Annotated in this window: 12 protein-coding genes; 7 read left to right on the top strand and 5 right to left on the bottom strand. The window is 69.0% G+C overall.

The genetic code is table 11. The annotated features are described in order from the left end of the window. Position 1: 1 nt before the first annotated feature. Positions 2-844 (bottom strand): sulfurtransferase, encoded by an 843-nt coding sequence (locus tag ACFPJ1_RS08675; RefSeq protein ID WP_380102737.1) that lies wholly within the window; start codon positions 842-844, stop codon positions 2-4. 129 nt (positions 845-973) lie between these two features. On the opposite strand from ACFPJ1_RS08675, the gene ACFPJ1_RS08670 reads away from it, so the two are divergent. Further along, positions 974-1,465: a MarR family winged helix-turn-helix transcriptional regulator gene (locus ACFPJ1_RS08670; RefSeq protein ID WP_380102735.1), complete on the top strand. Its 492-nt coding sequence runs from the start codon at positions 974-976 to the stop codon at positions 1,463-1,465. Between the two features lie 8 nt (positions 1,466-1,473). Here the strand turns inward: ACFPJ1_RS08670 and ACFPJ1_RS08665 are convergent, their stop codons facing one another. Continuing rightward, positions 1,474-3,150 (bottom strand): nitrite/sulfite reductase, encoded by a 1,677-nt coding sequence (locus tag ACFPJ1_RS08665; protein WP_380102733.1) that lies wholly within the window; start codon positions 3,148-3,150, stop codon positions 1,474-1,476. Positions 3,151-3,257: 107 nt separating this feature from the next. On the opposite strand from ACFPJ1_RS08665, the gene ACFPJ1_RS08660 reads away from it, so the two are divergent. The 3 genes from ACFPJ1_RS08660 (at position 3,258) to ACFPJ1_RS08650 (ending at position 9,475) form a co-directional block, all read left to right on the top strand. Continuing rightward, on the top strand, positions 3,258-3,659 hold the full coding sequence (locus ACFPJ1_RS08660; RefSeq protein WP_380102934.1) for a globin: 402 nt from the start codon (positions 3,258-3,260) through the stop codon (positions 3,657-3,659). Positions 3,660-3,745: 86 nt separating this feature from the next. After that, positions 3,746-6,523, top strand: a complete 2,778-nt coding sequence (locus ACFPJ1_RS08655) for an ATP-binding protein (RefSeq protein ID WP_380102731.1) — start codon at positions 3,746-3,748, stop codon at positions 6,521-6,523. 192 nt (positions 6,524-6,715) lie between these two features. Further along, positions 6,716-9,475 carry an ATP-binding protein gene (locus ACFPJ1_RS08650; protein WP_380102729.1) on the top strand — a complete coding sequence of 920 codons (2,760 nt, stop codon included), beginning with the start codon at positions 6,716-6,718 and terminating at the stop codon, positions 9,473-9,475. On the opposite strand, the gene ACFPJ1_RS08645 is transcribed toward ACFPJ1_RS08650, so the two are convergent. Continuing rightward, a complete protein-coding gene (locus ACFPJ1_RS08645; RefSeq protein ID WP_380102725.1) occupies positions 9,476-10,498 on the bottom strand; it encodes a DUF4331 family protein in 1,023 nt (340 codons plus the stop codon). A 266-nt stretch (positions 10,499-10,764) separates the two neighbouring features. Here ACFPJ1_RS08645 and ACFPJ1_RS08640 point away from each other — a divergent pair, with 266 nt between their 5' ends. From ACFPJ1_RS08640 to ACFPJ1_RS08630, 3 genes are all read left to right on the top strand, one after another. Then, the gene (locus tag ACFPJ1_RS08640; RefSeq protein ID WP_380102723.1) at positions 10,765-11,178 is read left to right on the top strand and encodes a cupin domain-containing protein; all 414 of its coding nucleotides are present in this window, start codon (positions 10,765-10,767) and stop codon (positions 11,176-11,178) included. Between the two features lie 116 nt (positions 11,179-11,294). Then, a complete protein-coding gene (gene nicT, locus ACFPJ1_RS08635) occupies positions 11,295-12,461 on the top strand; it encodes a Nickel transporter NicT (protein WP_380102721.1) in 1,167 nt (388 codons plus the stop codon). 76 nt (positions 12,462-12,537) lie between these two features. Then, positions 12,538-12,888, top strand: coding sequence for a cation:proton antiporter domain-containing protein (locus tag ACFPJ1_RS08630; RefSeq protein ID WP_380102932.1), 351 nt, complete (start codon positions 12,538-12,540; stop codon positions 12,886-12,888). 681 nt (positions 12,889-13,569) lie between these two features. On the opposite strand, the gene ACFPJ1_RS08625 is transcribed toward ACFPJ1_RS08630, so the two are convergent. Continuing rightward, positions 13,570-13,731: a hypothetical protein gene (locus ACFPJ1_RS08625; protein WP_380102719.1), complete on the bottom strand. Its 162-nt coding sequence runs from the start codon at positions 13,729-13,731 to the stop codon at positions 13,570-13,572. A gap of 198 nt (positions 13,732-13,929) precedes the next feature. Further along, on the bottom strand, positions 13,930-14,220 hold the full coding sequence (locus ACFPJ1_RS08620; protein WP_380102930.1) for a helix-turn-helix domain-containing protein: 291 nt from the start codon (positions 14,218-14,220) through the stop codon (positions 13,930-13,932). Between the last annotated feature and the right edge of the window lie 1,921 nt (positions 14,221-16,141).

Genomic DNA, 16,141 nt, shown 5'->3' with positions numbered 1-16,141 from the left:
CTTAGGCGGCCGACCCGCGCTCGACGGGGACGCCGACCAGGGAGCCGTACTCGACCCAGGAGCCGTCGTAGTTCTTGACGCCCGGGCGGTCGAGCAGCTCGCTGAGCACGAACCAGGTGTGAGCGCTGCGCTCGCCGATACGGCAGTAGACGATGGTCTCGGGCGCGTCCGGATCGACAGACGCCTCGCCGTACAGGCTGCGTAGCTGCTCGTCCGACTTGAACGTGCCGTCGTCGTTGGCGGCCGTGGACCAGGGGACGTTCCTGGCCGTGGGTACGTGACCGGGCACCTGAGGCTGCTCCTGGGGGAAGTGGGCCGGGGCGAGGATCTTGCCGGAGAACTCATCGGGCGACCGGACGTCGACGATGGGCTTGGTGCCGATGGAGGCGATCACCTCGTCGCGGTACGCGCGGACCGAGGCGTCAGGCTCCTGGGCGCGGTACTGCGTGGCGGGGCGCTGCACCGCCTCGGTCGACAGCTCGCGACCGTCGAGCTCCCACTTCTTGCGTCCGCCGTCGAGCAGGCGGACGTCACGGTGGCCGTAGACCTTGAAATACCAGTAGGCGTAGGCGGCGAACCAGTTGTTGTTGCCGCCGTAGAGGATGACGGTGTCATCGTTCGCGATGCCCTTGCGCGACAGCAGGGCCTCGAAGCCGGCCTTGTCGATGAAGTCGCGGCGGAGCGGATCCTGCAGGTCCTCCCTCCAGTCGAGCTTCACGGCTCCGCGGAGGTGGTTCTCGTCGTACGCGCCGGCGTCTTCGTCGACCTCGACCAGAACGACGCCTGAGTCGTCGAGGTGCTCCAGAATCCAGTCGGCGTCGACAAGTACGTTCGAGCGGCTCATAGGTTCTCCTTGGCGATGGTGGGCGGCGTGGGGATTCATGCCTGCCCCGCACTGCCAGATGATTAGTACACTAATGATTAGTATGCCAGCTGTTGTACGGTGGGCTTCTGACGTCTCATGGAGGTCCCCTTGACTGACTTCGGCGAGAATGCCGACCCGCTGGACCTGGAAAATCAGGTCTGCTTCGCCCTGGCGGTCGCCTCGCGGGGCGTGATCGCGGTCTACCGTCCGCTGCTGGAGCCGATGGGGCTGACGCATCCGCAGTACCTGGTGATGCTGGCGCTGTGGCAGCACGCGCCGTTGTCGGTCAAGGACCTCAGCCGGCTACTGCAACTCGAGCCGGCCACGTTGTCGCCACTGCTCAAACGCCTCGAGGCCAGTGGGTTCGTCCATCGCCCGCGCGCCAGTGAGGACGAGCGCGCTCTTGCGGTCACCCTCACCCCGGCGGGATGGCGGCTGCGCAATGAGGCCGAGAAGATCCCGGCGGCGATCGTGGGTCGCCTGGGCATGGAGGTGAGCGAACTCCAGCACCTGCATCAGGTGCTCACCCGGGTGATCGCCGCCGCCAACGAGGCCAACACCTCGCACCGGGCCGCACGCGGACAGGCATCTGCTCCGTAGGACCCTTCTCAGGCGAGATCCGCGTCGCTGGCGCGCGCCACCCACTGCGCGAAGGATTCCCCGGTTGCACGTTGATCGGCATAGCGGCGTACAACCTGCTCGATGTAGTCGGCTGCTTCGGCCGACCGGACCCTGTTGCCGCGGACCTTGCGGCCGAAGGTGCCGTCGAATCCGAGCGCCCCGCCGAGGTGTACCTGGAAGCCGTCTTCCTGGCTGCCGTCGGAGGCCGGGAGGGCCATACCCTTCAGGCCGATGTCGGCGACCTGGATCCGCGCGCAGGAGTTCGGGCAGCCGTTGAGATGGATGCTGATCGGCGACTCGAGCGTGTCCTGGACGTCGGCGAGCCGTTCCTCCAGTTCGTCGATGAGCCGGGCGGCGCGTGCCTTCGTCTCGACGATCCCGAACTTGCAGAACTCGTCTCCGGTGCACGCCATGGTGGCGCGTCGCCACGGTGACGGGCGCGCGGGCAGGCCGATCGCGCCGAGCTCGGCGATGAGCTCCTCGACCTTGTCGTCGGGCACGTCGAGCACGACGAGCTTCTGCAGGGGAGTGATGCGGACCCGTCGCGAACCTGCTCGTTCGGCCGCAGCGGCCGCCGCGACCAGCCGGCTCCCACCGACCCGGCCGGCGACCGGGGCGACACCGACGGCGTTGAGCCCGTTCTTCTGCCGCTGCACCCCGACGTGATCGCGGGGCCGCGACAACTGCGGCGGGGGCGGTCCGTCGATCAGTCTGCGCTGCAGGTACTCCTCCTCGAGAACCGCCCGGAACCTCTCCACGCCCCAGTCCGCCACCAGGAACTTCAGCCGCGCCTTGTTCCGCAACCGCCGATAGCCGTGGTCGCGGAACAGTGCCACCACCGCTTCCCACACTTCGCCGACCTCGGCCAACGGCACCCACGCACCGAGCCGCTGGGCGATCTTCGGATTGGTCGACAGCCCGCCGCCGACCCAGACGTCCAGGCCCGGCCCGTGCTCGGGATGGTTCACGCCGACGAAGGCGACGTCGTTGATCTCATGGGCCACGTCCTGCAACCCGGAGATGGCTGTCTTGAACTTGCGGGGCAGATTGGAGTACTCGGGGTTGCTGAGCAGCCGTCCGGTGATGTCGGCAACGGCGGGCGTGATGTCGAGGACCTCGTCCTCGGCGATACCGGCCAGCGGCGAGCCGAGCACGACCCGTGGGGTGTCGCCCGCGGACTCGACGGTGGTCAGGCCGACCTCCTCGATCCGCCGCCAGATCTCCGGGACATTCTCGACGTACACCCAGTGCAGCTGGACGTTCTGCCGGTCGGTCAGGTCGGCGGTGTCCCGGGCGAAATCGCGGGAGACCTCGCCCAGTACGCGGAGTTGCTCGGTGGTCAGCGCACCACCGTCGATCCGAACCCGCATCATGAAGCAGTCGTCCTCGAGGTCCTCCGGCGCGATCGACCCGATGCTGCTGCCGGGGATCCCGGGCTTGCGCTGGGTGTACATGCCCCACCAGCGGAAGCGGCTGCGCCGATCGGTGAGGTCGACGCCGGCGATGCCGGTCCTGCTGTACACCTCCTCGATGCGGCGCCGGACGTTCAGCCCGTCGTCGTCCTGCTTGATCCGCTCGTTGTCGTTGAGCGGCTGGCGGTCGCCAGCCGCCCACTGCCCCTCCGAACGCACCTTCCGTTGACCAGACCCGATGCTCTCCGTCACAGCTTCTCCCTATAGTTAGGGCACGAATCATTCGTGTACGATCAAACCATGAGTCGAGCGGCACCGCCGAGCACGGACGAATGCTGAGACTGAGGCGGTGACACGAAATCGACATCACCAACAACCCGGGGACCGTCTTCGAAGCAGTCGGTGGTGAGGAGCCGATCCGCCGTCTTGTTCACCTCTTCTACGAAGGGGTGGCAGAGGACCCGGTACTGCGTGCCATGTACCCGGAGGAAGACCTCGGACCGGCAGAGGAGCGCATGGCCCTCTTCCTCATCCAGTTCTGGGGCGGCCCGCGCGTCTACAGCGAACGCCGTGGCCATCCCCGCCTGCGCCTGCGCCACGCACCATTCCGCGTCGACCGCGCCGCCCACGACGCCTGGCTCCACCACATGCGCACCGCCCTCGACACGCTGCATCTGCCCCCGACCATCGACCAGCAACTGTGGAACTCCCTCACCCCCGCCGCCGCGGCGATGATCAACACCCCCGAAGACCCCGCCTGACAACCGGAGCTTCTCCCGTGACCGCAGCGGAGCGTGGACGCTGGGGCGCCTTGCCGATCGAGTGGACGTGATCCCTACCATCGAACATGGGCGCGTCCCGGGATCACCCGCGTTCCGTCTTACAGGGTCGGCGCGGCGAGTGCGAGGCATTGGCCGGGCTGCTGGACCAGGTCCAGGCGGGCCGGAGTTCCGTACTGGTTCTGCGCGGCGAGGCCGGCTGCGGCAAGTCGGCGTTGCTCGACTTCGTGGTCGAGCGCGCGTCGGGTTTCCGCGTCGCACGAGTCGTCGGCGTCGAGTCGGAGATGGAACTCGCGTTTGCCGGCCTGCACCAGCTCTGTTCGCCGATGCTCGATCGCGTCGGGGAGCTACCGGTGCCGCAACAGGATGCGCTGCGCGTCGCCTTCGGGCTACAGCGGGGGGATGCTCCGGATCGCTTCCTCGTCGGGCTTGCCGTCCTGAGTCTGCTGGCCGGTGTGGCGGAAGAACAGCCACTGGCTTGTCTGATCGATGACGTGCAGTGGCTCGACAGGGCGTCCGTACAGTCTCTTGCGTTCGTTGCGCGACGCGTGGAGGCCGATCCCCTGGCCTTGGCGTTCGCCGTCCGTGAGCCCGGCAATGAACCCGAGCTGGCGGGTCTGCCAGAGCTGAAGGTCCACGGGCTCGGCGAACGCGACGCCCGCGTGGTCCTGGCATCAGCGATTCGCGGACGCCTCGACCACCAGGTGCGGGACCGGATCGTGGCCGAGACCCGCGGTAACCCGTTGGCTTTGCTGCAGTTGCCCCGCGGGCTGACGCCGGCGGAGCTGGCGGGCGGCTTCGGTCTGCCGGGCACGGAGCCTGTGGAGAGCCGGATCGAACAGAGTTTCCACCGGCAGTTCCAATCACTTCCGCGCGACACGCAGCGGCTTCTGCTCACCGCGGCCGCTGAGCCGGTCGGCGATGCGACGCTGTTGTGGCGCGCGGCCGAACTGCAGGGGATCGGAGCCGGCGCGGCCGCCCCGGCCGTGGCCGTGGGGTTGGTCGAACTCGGGGCCCGGGTCAGGTTCCGTCATCCGCTGGTCCGCTCGGCGGTCTACCGGCCGGCGTCCTTGGCGGACCGGCAAGCGGTGCATCGGGTCCTGGCCGAGGCGACCGATCCGGAGGCCGATCCCGATCGTCGCGCGTGGCATCGTGCCCGTGCGGCGTCGGGTCCTGACGAGGCGGTGGCCGACGAACTGGAGCGCTCTGCCGACCGGGCGCGGGCCCGCGGCGGCGCGGCCGCGGCGGCCGCGTTCCTGGAGCGAGCGACCGAGCTCACGCCGGACCCTGGGCGCCGGGGAGCGCGTGCGCTCGCCGCCGCCCAGGCCAAGTTCGATGCGGGCGCGCCGAATGCGACCGAGGCGTTGCTGACGACGGCCGAGCTGGGACCGCTCGACGACCTCCGGCGCGCTGGGCTGGAGCGGCTGCGCGCGGAGGTGGCGTTCTCACTGAGACGCGGCAACGACGCTCCGCCGCTGCTCCTCAGCGCCGCCCGGCGACTCGAGGCGCTGGACCCGGAGCTGGCGCGTGAGACGTATCTCGAGGCGATCGGAGCAGTGATCTTCGCCGGCCGCCTCAGCAGCGGCCGCGGAGTGGTCGAGGCGGCCGAGGCCGCGCGCACCGCGCCGCGCGCACCGCAGCCGCCACGGGCGATCGATCTGCTCCTTGATGGTCTGGTGTCACGCTTCACCGAGGGCTACGCGGCAGGCGTGCAACCGCTCAAGGAAGGGCTGCACGCTCTTCGCCGGGAGGAGGGCCACAGTCAGGACCACCTCCGGTGGCTCTGGCTCGGGTGCCGCATTGCGGCGGATCTGTGGGACGACGAGTCCTGGCATGAGCTGGCCACCCGCCAGGTGCGGCTCGCCCGCGATGCCGGCGCGCTGGCGGTCCTGCCGATCGCGCTCACCTACCGTGCCGGCGTGCACGTGCACGCCGGTGAGTTCTCTGCCGCGGCGGAGCTGATCGACGAGGCCGATGCGATCACCGAGGCGACCGCCGGCGTCCCCCTGATGTACACCTCCCTGGTGCTCTCCGCCTGGCGTGGTCAGGAGGCCCAGGCATTGGCGCTGGTACGGGCCAGTGTCGAGGATGCGACCGGCAGAGGTGAGGGAAGGGCGATCGCCTTGGCGGAATACGCGACCGCGGTGCTGTACAACGGTCTCGGCCGCTACGAGGATTCCTTCGCTGCCGCCCAACGGGCCTGCGAGCAGGACGATCTGGGTCTCTTCGGCTGGGGCCTGGTCGAATTGATCGAGGCGGCCGCGCGCAGCGGCAATCCGGAGATCGGTAGTGGCGCCCTGCGACGACTCGAGGAACGAGCACGCGCCGTGGGCACGGACTGGGCGCTCGGGATGGAGGCCCGCTCACGGGCGTTGCTGAGCGACGGCCACGCTGCCGACGCGCTCTACCGGGAGGCGATCGAGCGCCTCACCCGGAGCCGTATCGCCGTGCACCTCGCCCGAGCCCACCTCTTGTACGGCGAATGGTTGCGTCGCGAGAACCGGCGTCTGGACGCTCGCCGGCAGCTCCGCCTGGCCGATGACATGTTCAGCCGAGCCGGGGCCGGAGGTTTCGCCGAGCGTGCCCGCCGCGAGCTGCTGGCCACTGGCGAGTCCCTGCGCAAGCGGATGGCCGAGACGTCCGAAGCGCTGACCGCACAGGAAGCGCAGATCGCCCGGCTGGCTCGCGACGATCTGACCAATTCCGAGATCGGCGCCCACCTGTTCATCAGTCCTCGCACCGTCGAGTGGCACCTTGGCCACGTGTTCGCCAAGCTCGACATCACCTCCCGCAGACAGCTGCGCCGCGCCCTTCCGGATCCGAGCCCTCCCACCTCGTCGGCGTAGACCAGGGGTCGATCCCGGGGCCCCCCGGGGGCGATGCGGACCGCTCAAAGGTGACAGTGAGGTCGTCACACAGCCACACCCATAAAACCTTGCGAGGTCCGCATGCATACCGGCAGACAGGCGACGGTCACCCTCGTAGATCGAGCCTCGGTCCCTGTCGCTGCGATCGGTACCGGCGGTACCGGACCCGTCGTGGCCGAACGTCATGTCAGTCAGCTGTTCGGTCGCGAGCGCGAGCTCGCGGTGCTGAGCGAGCTCTTCGAAAACCTCGGCGGTCATGGCGGAGCGCTCTTGATCACGGGCGAGGCCGGTATCGGCAAGTCCGCTCTGGTCGCCGAGGCGAGGAGACGCGCGGAGCAGCTCGGTATGTCGGTGCTCAGCACTTCCGGAGCGCCCCTCGAGGCGCAGATGCCGTTCGCCGGCCTGCAACGACTGCTGCGACCTCGCATGCAGGAGGTCAGCGCACTCCCGGAGCCTCAGCGTGAGGCCCTGTCGGTCGCCTTTGGTGTGAGTGGCGGGCCGACGCCGGACACCTTCCTGGTCGCGCTGGCAGCACTGAACCTGGTCGCGGACCGAGCGGGCGAAGCCCCGCTTCTTCTCGTCATCGAGAACGTGCGCTGGCTCGATGCCGCCACCCGGGATGTCCTCGCCTTCATGGCACGACGGGTGGAGATGGCGCCGATCGTCTTCCTCCTCGCGGTCCGGGACGGGTACGCCACCTTTCTCGACGACGCAGGGCTGCGAGAGCTCCGACTCGAAACGCTGGACGACGCAAGTGCGAAGGCCCTGCTCGACGCCGGCGCTCCCGGACTTCGTTCCGACCTTCGACGGCGTGTGCTCAACGAAGCCCGTGGCAACCCGCTCGCGCTCGTCGAGCTTCCGCGAGCCCTCGACACGAGGGAACGCGGTGAGTTGTCGGCCACGGCACCGTTGCCGTTGACAGAGCGGCTGGAGCGAGCCTTCGCCGGTCGGGTGGCCGAGCTTCCGACGGCGACGCGCTCGCTCCTCCTGGTCGCGGCACTGGACGAAGGCGCAGGTCTCAGCGAGATCCTCGCGGCTGCGTCGCTCGTCGAGAACCGCCCTGTCACGGTCGACGACCTCGCCCCGGCCGAAGCGGCCGGACTGGTGTCGGTGAACCGTGAGGCTGCGCGGTTCAGGCACCCTCTCGTGCGGGCGGCGATCTCCTCTACCGCCGCGCTCTCGGTGCGGCAGGCAGCCCACCAGGCACTGGCGCAGACGTGCGCTGCGGATCCGGAGCGGAGCGTTTGGCACCGGGCAGCGGAGTTGACAGGCCCCGATGAGGAAGTCGCTGCCGACCTGACCGCCGCCGCCGAACGGGCGCTACGCCAAGGGGCACCTGCGTGGGCGGCAGCGGCGCTCGAACGGGCGGCGCAGCTCACTGAGTTCGCATCCAGTCGCGGCCACCTGCTGGTCCGTGCTGCCGAGATCGAGTTCGAGCTCGGGCGCTCGGATCTCGCCCGCAGGCACGTTGCGGAGGCGAAGTCGTTGGAGCTCGGGCAGGAGGAGCGGACACAGCTGACGTTCATGCTCGACGCGTCCGATCAGGACAGCTGGTCGAGCGCCGACAGACTGGCGGCCCTTGCCGAGCTGGCAAGCAAGATGACAACCGCGAACGGGCCGGCGACGGCGTTGAAGTGTCTCCTGACGGTCGCTCTGGGCTGTTGGTTGGGGAAGCCCACGCAAGAAACCCGCGATCTGGTCGTCGCCGCGGTGGAACGCCTCCCGGTCGCGGAGGATGACCCTGCCCGGCTTGCGGTTCTCGCCTGGGCCGATCCGGTGAAGCAGGGTGCGTTCGTCATCGACCGGATCTCACAGCTGGCGCCGGATGCGACCGGCGACCCGGTAGCTCTGCATCTCGTCGGCGCGGCCGCGTCCGCGGTGTGGGCGTTCGACCTCGCCCTGGGCTTCCTCACCAGCGCTGTCGACGGTCTGCGAGCGCAAGGCCGCTTCGGGTTGCTTGCCCAGGCGCTGGTTGCGCAATCCTGGGCGGCGATCCATCTCGCCCAGGAGACACTCGCACTGCCGGCGGCCGACGAAGCCGCCCGGCTTGCCCGCGAGACCAGCCAAGCTCGGTGGGCGCTGGCCGCTGACCTTGCCATCTCGGTCCTGGCCGGCGAGCGCGGTGACTCCGAGATCGCAGCCGCCCTGGCCGATCGAGCGGAGAAGGAGCTGCTGCCGATCGGCCCGCACGCGATGCTCTCGCTGGTCCAGTTCGCGCGTGGCCGCGACGCCATCGCCCAGCAGCGGTACTCGATCGGCTTCGATCATCTGAGGCGGATATTGGACCCCAGGGACATCGCCTACCATCCCTTCGTCGGCGCCTGGGCGCTCGCCGACCTCGTCGAAGCCGCGGCCTGCTCCGGGAACATCGACAAGGCACGGCTGTACCTCGAACAGCTCGAGTCGCTGGCGGCCGCGACCTCAGGACCGTTCCTGCGGGCCACACTCAGCTACGCGAGGCCGCTTCTATCGCCCGACTACAAGGCCGAGGAGCTCTACCAAGCGGCCTTGAGCGCCGACTTGTCCGACTGGCCCGGCTACCGAGGACGTCTGCTGCTCAACTACGGCCGGTGGCTCCGCCACCAGCGACGAGTCGCCGACTCCCGCGCGCCGCTTCGAGCCGCCTGGGAGAACCTCGATGCCCTCGCGTTCGGCGGACTGGCTGAGGCGGCGCGTCAGGAGCTCCGTGCGTCGGGGGAGACGAGCATGCCCCGAACACCCGATGCGAGAGATCGCCTGACGTCTCAGGAGCTCCAAATCGCGCAACTCGCCGCGAAAGGATTGAGCAACCGCGAGATCGGCCGGCGTCTATACCTCTCGCACCGAACGATCGGCTCCCACCTCTATCGGCTCTTCCCGAAACTCGGCATCAGCTCGCGCTCGGAGCTCGCCGGCGTCTTGTCCACCGCCGTACCCGACGAGCTGGGCTGATCAGCGCGCCGCTGGGACGACGAAGGGGAAGACGTCCTGGCTGCGCCCCGGATCGGCGGTCAGGCCGCTGGTCACGGCCGAGTTCGTCGCAAGCGAGAACATCACCTCCGCTGTGTTGTCGGCGAGCCGGCGGCCGTTGAAGCCGGAGAACCCGAACAGTGCCGGCGTACCCACCACATACCGGACCAGGTCGGGGACGATCCGCTTCACCACGTCGTTGGCGTAGCTCTCGGGACGATCAGAGGTTCCTCGACGACGAACCACCGAAGCCACCAGGTCAGCGATGACCGGACCGTACTGCGCGACGTCGTCGGCGGGATGCGTCTCGTTGGAGTGACTCGCCTCGTCGGAGTCGGCGTCCCGGAAGATCGGCCAGATCATCGGCAGTGCGGTCCGTCCCACCTGTCGCCAGCCGCCGGCATCGGTCGCCAGTTTGCTGGTGCACCAGGTGGCGATGCGACGCCCCGCGGAGAACGCACCAGCGCCCGTCGGAACCGTGAGCACGATCGATCGGACCGTCGCACCCGCGAAGGTGTCTTCCGCCACGCCCGCGACCCACCGGGTCAAGTCACCATCCTGGCCGTGCAGGACCGTCTGATCGACGACGTCGAGCTGCTTGAGGTCGAGGAAGAACGGCTCGACCGCCTCTCCGGCCCATACCTGACCACCCTCGGTCGTCTGCAGTATGTCGCCGGTGACTCCGTGGGCGATCACCGGTCCGCTGCCGGCGTCGTCCAGAGCTGCCGGGCCCGCGAGCAGCTCTACGGTGAACGGCTGGCCAGAGCCCTCCGTCGGGTCGAAGGCGAAGCGGTAGGTCAGAGCTTCCCGCTCGTCGCCGTCCAAGTGGACCTTGAACTCGTAGCGGGCTTCGGGGTGGAACGGGTCCGCATCCGGGTCGCCGGCGAGCGACGTCCGGATGTTCATGATCAGGACCGTGCCGGCACCCGAGTCGAAGACGTAGTGATCGGTGATGTTCAGCCGCGGGTCCTTGCGAGCCAGCGGCGAGTCGAGGTGGTGGGACATGTCGGTTCCCTTTCCAGGTAACGGATGTGGCGACGGCGATCTCATCGAACCGCCCCCGCCACAGTGACGCGTTCGCGCCGCGCGAGGCTTGGGTCATTCGACTGCTTCGACGTCGCCGATCTCGGCTCCGCGCGGCGCAACGGGCCAGGTGCAGTCGGATGACTCAAGCCCTGGCCCTCGCTCGCGACCTACGTTCGATTCATCTCGGCGCGGTCTGGACACACCGATGATCCGGCCGCCCACCCATCGAGGACAGAGGAAGAATCATGGATGCATTCGGCAACACCACAGGGCAGTCAGGCGATCCGGTCCCGGACCAGCTTCGCTCGCTCTTCAACAACCCAGACGACGTACGAGTGCAGGGCCTGCCCTGCGCGCTGCCTGGTCTGGACTCACTGGCAGTTCACTTCGGTGCCGGTGCCAGGACGGTGCCGCACCAGCATGTCGGCGGTCAGCACCTGGTCATCGTCGAAGGCGTCGGCGTGGTTGCCGACGACGACGGCGTACACGTAGTACGCACTGGCGACGTCATCAGCAACCCGCCAGGCGCATGGCACTGGCACGGAGCCGTCCCGGGCGAAGGGATGACCCACGTGACGTTCGAGGCGGCCGGCGACTTCGATCTCGATGTCGAGCAGCGCGACTGGGACGACACCTACCCATCCGGCCTCGGCGCGTAGACCGATCCGCGGACCTTCATTCCGCCCTGGCCGGCTGCTGTTCGACAAGAGTCGGCGGCCGGCCCGGGCGGGCCTCCAGCACTGCTCGTCAACGCACCAGACAAGGAGAACTTCCGATGCCACACCCCAGCACCGAGGCCGCCGGACTCGCCCGGTTCCGCCGCTCCCTCGGCCGAACCGACTGGCGCAGCCTGGCCGGCATGTCCGCGTTCATCGTGGTCCTGCACGTACTGGGCTTCGGCATCCTGTTCGGCCTCGTCGTCCCGCGGCACTACCAGATCGGCGGCGACCACCCTGTCTTCACCGTCGGAGTCGGCGTCCTCGCCTACACCTTCGGACTGCGACACGCGTTCGACGCCGATCACATCGCCGCTGTCGACAACACGACACGCAAGCTCCTCGCGGACTCCGCCGACGTCCCCCCGGGCACCCCCAAGCCACTGTCGGTCGGTTTCTGGTTCTCACTCGGCCACTCGACCATCGTCTTCGGTCTGGCACTCCTGCTGTCGGCGGGGGTGAAAGCCCTGGCGGGGCCGGTCGAGGACGGTGACTCCGGCCTCCACTCGATCACCGGTGTTGTCGGCGCATCGGTCTCGGGAGCCTTCCTCTGGTTACTCGGCATCCTCAATGCCGTTGTGCTGCTGGGCATCCTCCGCGTCTTCCGCGATATGCGCCGCGGCCGGTACGACGACCAGGAGCTCGAGGCTCACCTCGACAAGCGAGGGTTCATGAACCGGATCCTCGGCGGCCTGACCCGCTCCGTGCGCAAGCCGTGGCACATCTACCCGGTCGGGGTGCTGTTCGGACTCGGCTTCGACACCGCCACCGAGGTCGGTCTCCTGGTGCTCGCAGGCGGCGCCGCCGTCTTCAGCCTGCCCTTCTACTCGATCCTCGTGCTACCGATCCTCTTCGCCGCCGGCATGTGCCTGATGGACACTGTCGACGGGGTGTTCATGAACGCCGCTTACAGCTGGGCTTTCGCCCGCCCGGTCCGCAAGGTCTTCTACAACCTCACCATCACCACCATCTCGGTGACGGTTGCCCTCGTCATCGGCACGATCGAGCTGATCGGAGTCGTGGCCGACCAGGGCAACATCACCACCGGTCCCGTCGCCGCGGTCGCAGCCATCCCCCTGGACTACGCCGGCTACGGCATCGTGGGCCTCTTCGTGGCCGCGTGGATCCTCGCGCTCGCGATCTGGCACTTCGGCAACATCGAGGAGCGCTGGTCCCGAGAGCCGGCGACCACCAGCCCGATCAATCGAGACCACCTCGCAGGCTGAGCGGCGGGGTCGGTGGCAATGAACTGGTTGAGGTCGCTGCGTAGGTAGGCTCGTCGAGGGGCGGTAGCCGGCCGCGATCGGCTACGGATTCCTGATCCCGGTCTTCTTCGTCACCAGTGGACTGCGGCTCGATCTCGGCGGGCTGCTGGACGATCCCGCCGCGCTCCTGCGCGTGCCGTTGTTCCTGCTGGCGTTGCTCGCTGCCCGCGGCGTACCGGCGCTGCTCTGGATCCGGCGGCTTGGCGCGCGGCCGACCGCGGCGATGGCGTTGCTGCAGGCAACGTCCTTGCCGTTCATCGTCGCGGCGACTCAGATCGGCGTGGCGACCGGGCTGATGTCCTCGGTCACCTCCGCCGCTTTGATGTGCGCCGGACTGCTGTCCGTCCTGCTGTTCCCGGCGTTTGCTCCAGCGGTGCTTGGCCGCTAGGAGTGTGGCGTTGTCGTGAGTTTCAGGCGGGCTTTGCGAGGTGTTCGTGGTCGATGCGGCTGCGGGCGTGGCGGTCGGTGGTGGCCGGTGCTTGTCGTGTCTCGGTGGGGGCGGGGGGTGGTCGGCGGCGAGGAGGGGGCTGAGGAGGCGGTCGTGGACTTTGGTGTAGAAGGTCGCGACTCGTTGTCCGTCGGGTGTGAGGTCGTAGGTGTTGGTTCCTTGCCGTCGCTGGATGAGCCGGTTGAGGTCGGAGGCGGGCTCGTTGACCGTGACCGTCGCCGTCGCCGTCGCCGTCGCCATCGCCATCGCCATCGCTGTCCCGCGCCGTGACACCCACGCCAGCCCCACACTCGGCGGTCAGAGGCGAAGCCTCACTGGCGCTCTGGGAGGTTCGCTGCCTCCTGTTGGGGTTCGCCCACTGTTCTGACAGTGGGCGAACCCCCACAGCACGGGCGGAGCACACTCTGCGGCTGCGGCGGGCGAGGTTTCGCGCCCTCCGGAGTCCGCTAGTGCTGTGGGGGTTCGCTGCCTCCTGTGGGGGTTACCCCATTGTTCTGACAGTGGGCGAACCCCCACGGCACGGGCGGAGCACACGCTGCGGCTGCGTGGGCGAGAGTTCGCGCCCTCCGGGGGTCCACTAGCGGTGCTCGGCCGCTAGGAGTGTGGCGTTGGTCGTGAGTTTCAGGCGGCCTTTGCGAGGTGTTCGTGGTCGATGCGGCTGCGGGCGTGGCGGTCGATGGTGGCCAGTGTTGGTCGTATCTCGGTGGGGGCGGGGGGGGGGTGGTCGGCGGCGAGGAGGGGGCTGAGGAGGCGGTCGTGGACTTTGGTGTAGAAGATCGCCATTCGTTGTCCGTCGGGTGAGGTCGTAGGTGTTGGTTCCTTGCCGTCGTTGGGTGAGCCGGTTGAAGCGGAGGCGGGCGAGGTCGTCGCCGTCGCCATAGCCCAGACTGCTCCGCGCCGTGACACCCACGCCAGCCCCACACTCGGCGGTCAGAGGCGAAGCCTCACTGGTGTCCCGTAAGCGATGTAGCTTGCGGGACACTAGTTCTGCTGAAGCGTTCGGACGGAGGCCGGCAGTGACTGCCGGAGTTGGCGTCGGGTGGTGACGCCGAGCTTGGAGAACACCTTGCGCAGGTGCCATTCGACGGTGCGCGGGCTGATGAACAGGGCGGCGCCGATCTCGGGGTTCGTGAGCCCTTCCGCGGCGAGCCGGGCGATGTGGGCCTCTTGGCTGGTGAGGTCTCCGGAGGTCTCCACGGTGCGATGGTGGACGGTCTCTCCGGTCGCCGAGAGCTCCTTGCGGGCGCGTTCGGCGAACCCGTCGACGCCCATGGCACTCAGGGCTTCGTAGGCGGTGCGGAGCTGTGTGCGGGCATCGGTACGGCGGTCTTCGCGGCGCAGCCATTCGCCGTAGCGGAGTCGTGCTCTGGCGTGTTCGACGCGGAGTGTGGTGTGCCCGAGTCTCTCGACTTCTTCGCGATAGCAGTCCTCCGCGGCGTTCCCGGTCCGCAGCAGAGCGTTGCGCCCGGCAAGCACGCCCAGTGCCGCTTCGGTGCCGCTGGCCTGCGCGAAGGAGGTGAGCTGCTCTAGCGCGCCGGCAGCCTCGTCCGTGTTCCCGCTGCGCACGCCTGCCTCGACCAGTTCGGCCAGGGCCCATTTGGGCGGTCCGAGTTCCAGGGGTGACGCCGCCCCGGTCCGCGCGGCCGCCAGCGCCTCGTCGTACCGGCCGAGGCTGTTGCACATGATCGCCTGGAACCAGCTGATCATGTTCAAACCGACACCTTCGCCCCGTGCGGTGACGTCGTCCAGCAGCCTCTTGAACTGACCCTCGGCGAGTGAGGTGCGGCCGCGCAGGGCGTTGAGGCTCACCTCGCCGTAGGGGATCATCGCGTTCTGGCCGCCGGTGGCCTCGGCGATCCATTGGCACTCCGCGACCAGGGCCTCGGCCTCGGCCAGGTCGCCGCTGTACAGGTCGTAGATGATCCGGCTGTTGAGGGCCACTGGCAGTACGCCGAGGGCGCCGATGTCCCGGATCGCGTTCAGATGTCGCCCGGTGAGGACGCCCCAGTTGCCGTCGTCCCAGAGGTCTGTCGCCGCGCACGCCGCCAGCCACGCGAAGCGGACGGCCTCGTCCATCGTCAGGTCGTCGTGACCGAAGGCCCGGACGGTGTCGAGCAGGCCGGGCGCGCCCGCGGCGTACCCGTCGGTGTACAGCATGGCGACCCCTCGGAGCAGCAGGTCGGACTTGCTCGGTGTTGTGGGCAGCTGCACCTGGCGCATCGCCTCGGCAACCTGGTGCATGCCGATGTCGGTCCCGGACGCGAGTCGGCCGGCGAACATGGCCGCCGCGAGAGCGTCGAGGTAGGTCTCCCGAGCGAGCTTCGGGTCGGTCGACTCCAGTCGGCGGGCGGCGGCCAGGAGGAGCGGCAGCGCCTTGTTGCCATGCTGGGAGTACTGGGAGATCTGCGCATGCTGGAGCTGGACGCGCGCGCCTTCGGCCTCGTCGAGCGGTCCCGCCTGAGCGACTGCGAGGAGCGCCATGGCGTCGTCGAACGCGCCGGCGGTCGCCTTCGTCTGGGCGGCCGCCAGGGAGCGCTGTGCCCGCCGGGCCGGATCTGGGGTCAGGGTCGCGGCCGCCTCCAGGAACGCGGCCGCCGCCGCGACTCCGCCGCGCCGTTGAGCGCGGTCAGCCGATTGCTCGAGCTCGGCGGCGACGGTCTCGTCAGGGCCGGCCGCCGCGCGGGCGCGATGCCATGCTCGGCGGTCCGGGGCCTTGTCCGGGTTCATGACGTCCGCGAGGGCCTGGTGTGCGGTACGGCGCTGCTCCGGCGTGGCCGCGCGGTACACGACCGATCGGACGAGAGGATGCCGGAACTCGACCCGGTGGCCCAACTGGACCAGACCGGCCGTGTCGGCCGCCCCTGTCGCGTCGTACCCGAGGCCGATCCGCTGGGCGGCGCGCCGCAGGAGGTCGACATCACCGACCGGTTCGACGGCCGCGAGCAGGAGCAGTTGGCGGGTCTGCTCAGGGAGGTCCTGCAGCTGGCGCAGGAACCCTTCCTCCAGGCGGCTGATGAGGGTGGTGTCGCTCGCTGGTCCATGGCCGGGCTCGAACGCCAGCTCGGTCGACGACAGTTGGCGAGGCAGCTCGAGCAGAGCCAGCGGATTGCCGTGGGCCTCCGCCAGGACGCGGCCCCGGACCCGGTCATCCAGTGCGCCTACGGCCGATTCCAGCAGCGCGGCCGCGTCACGG

Origin of the sequence: Kribbella qitaiheensis (assembly GCF_042657745.1) — a bacterium.
In the GTDB taxonomy this organism is placed as follows: domain Bacteria; phylum Actinomycetota; class Actinomycetes; order Propionibacteriales; family Kribbellaceae; genus Kribbella; species Kribbella qitaiheensis.
This window is presented reverse-complemented; position numbering and strand designations above follow the sequence as displayed.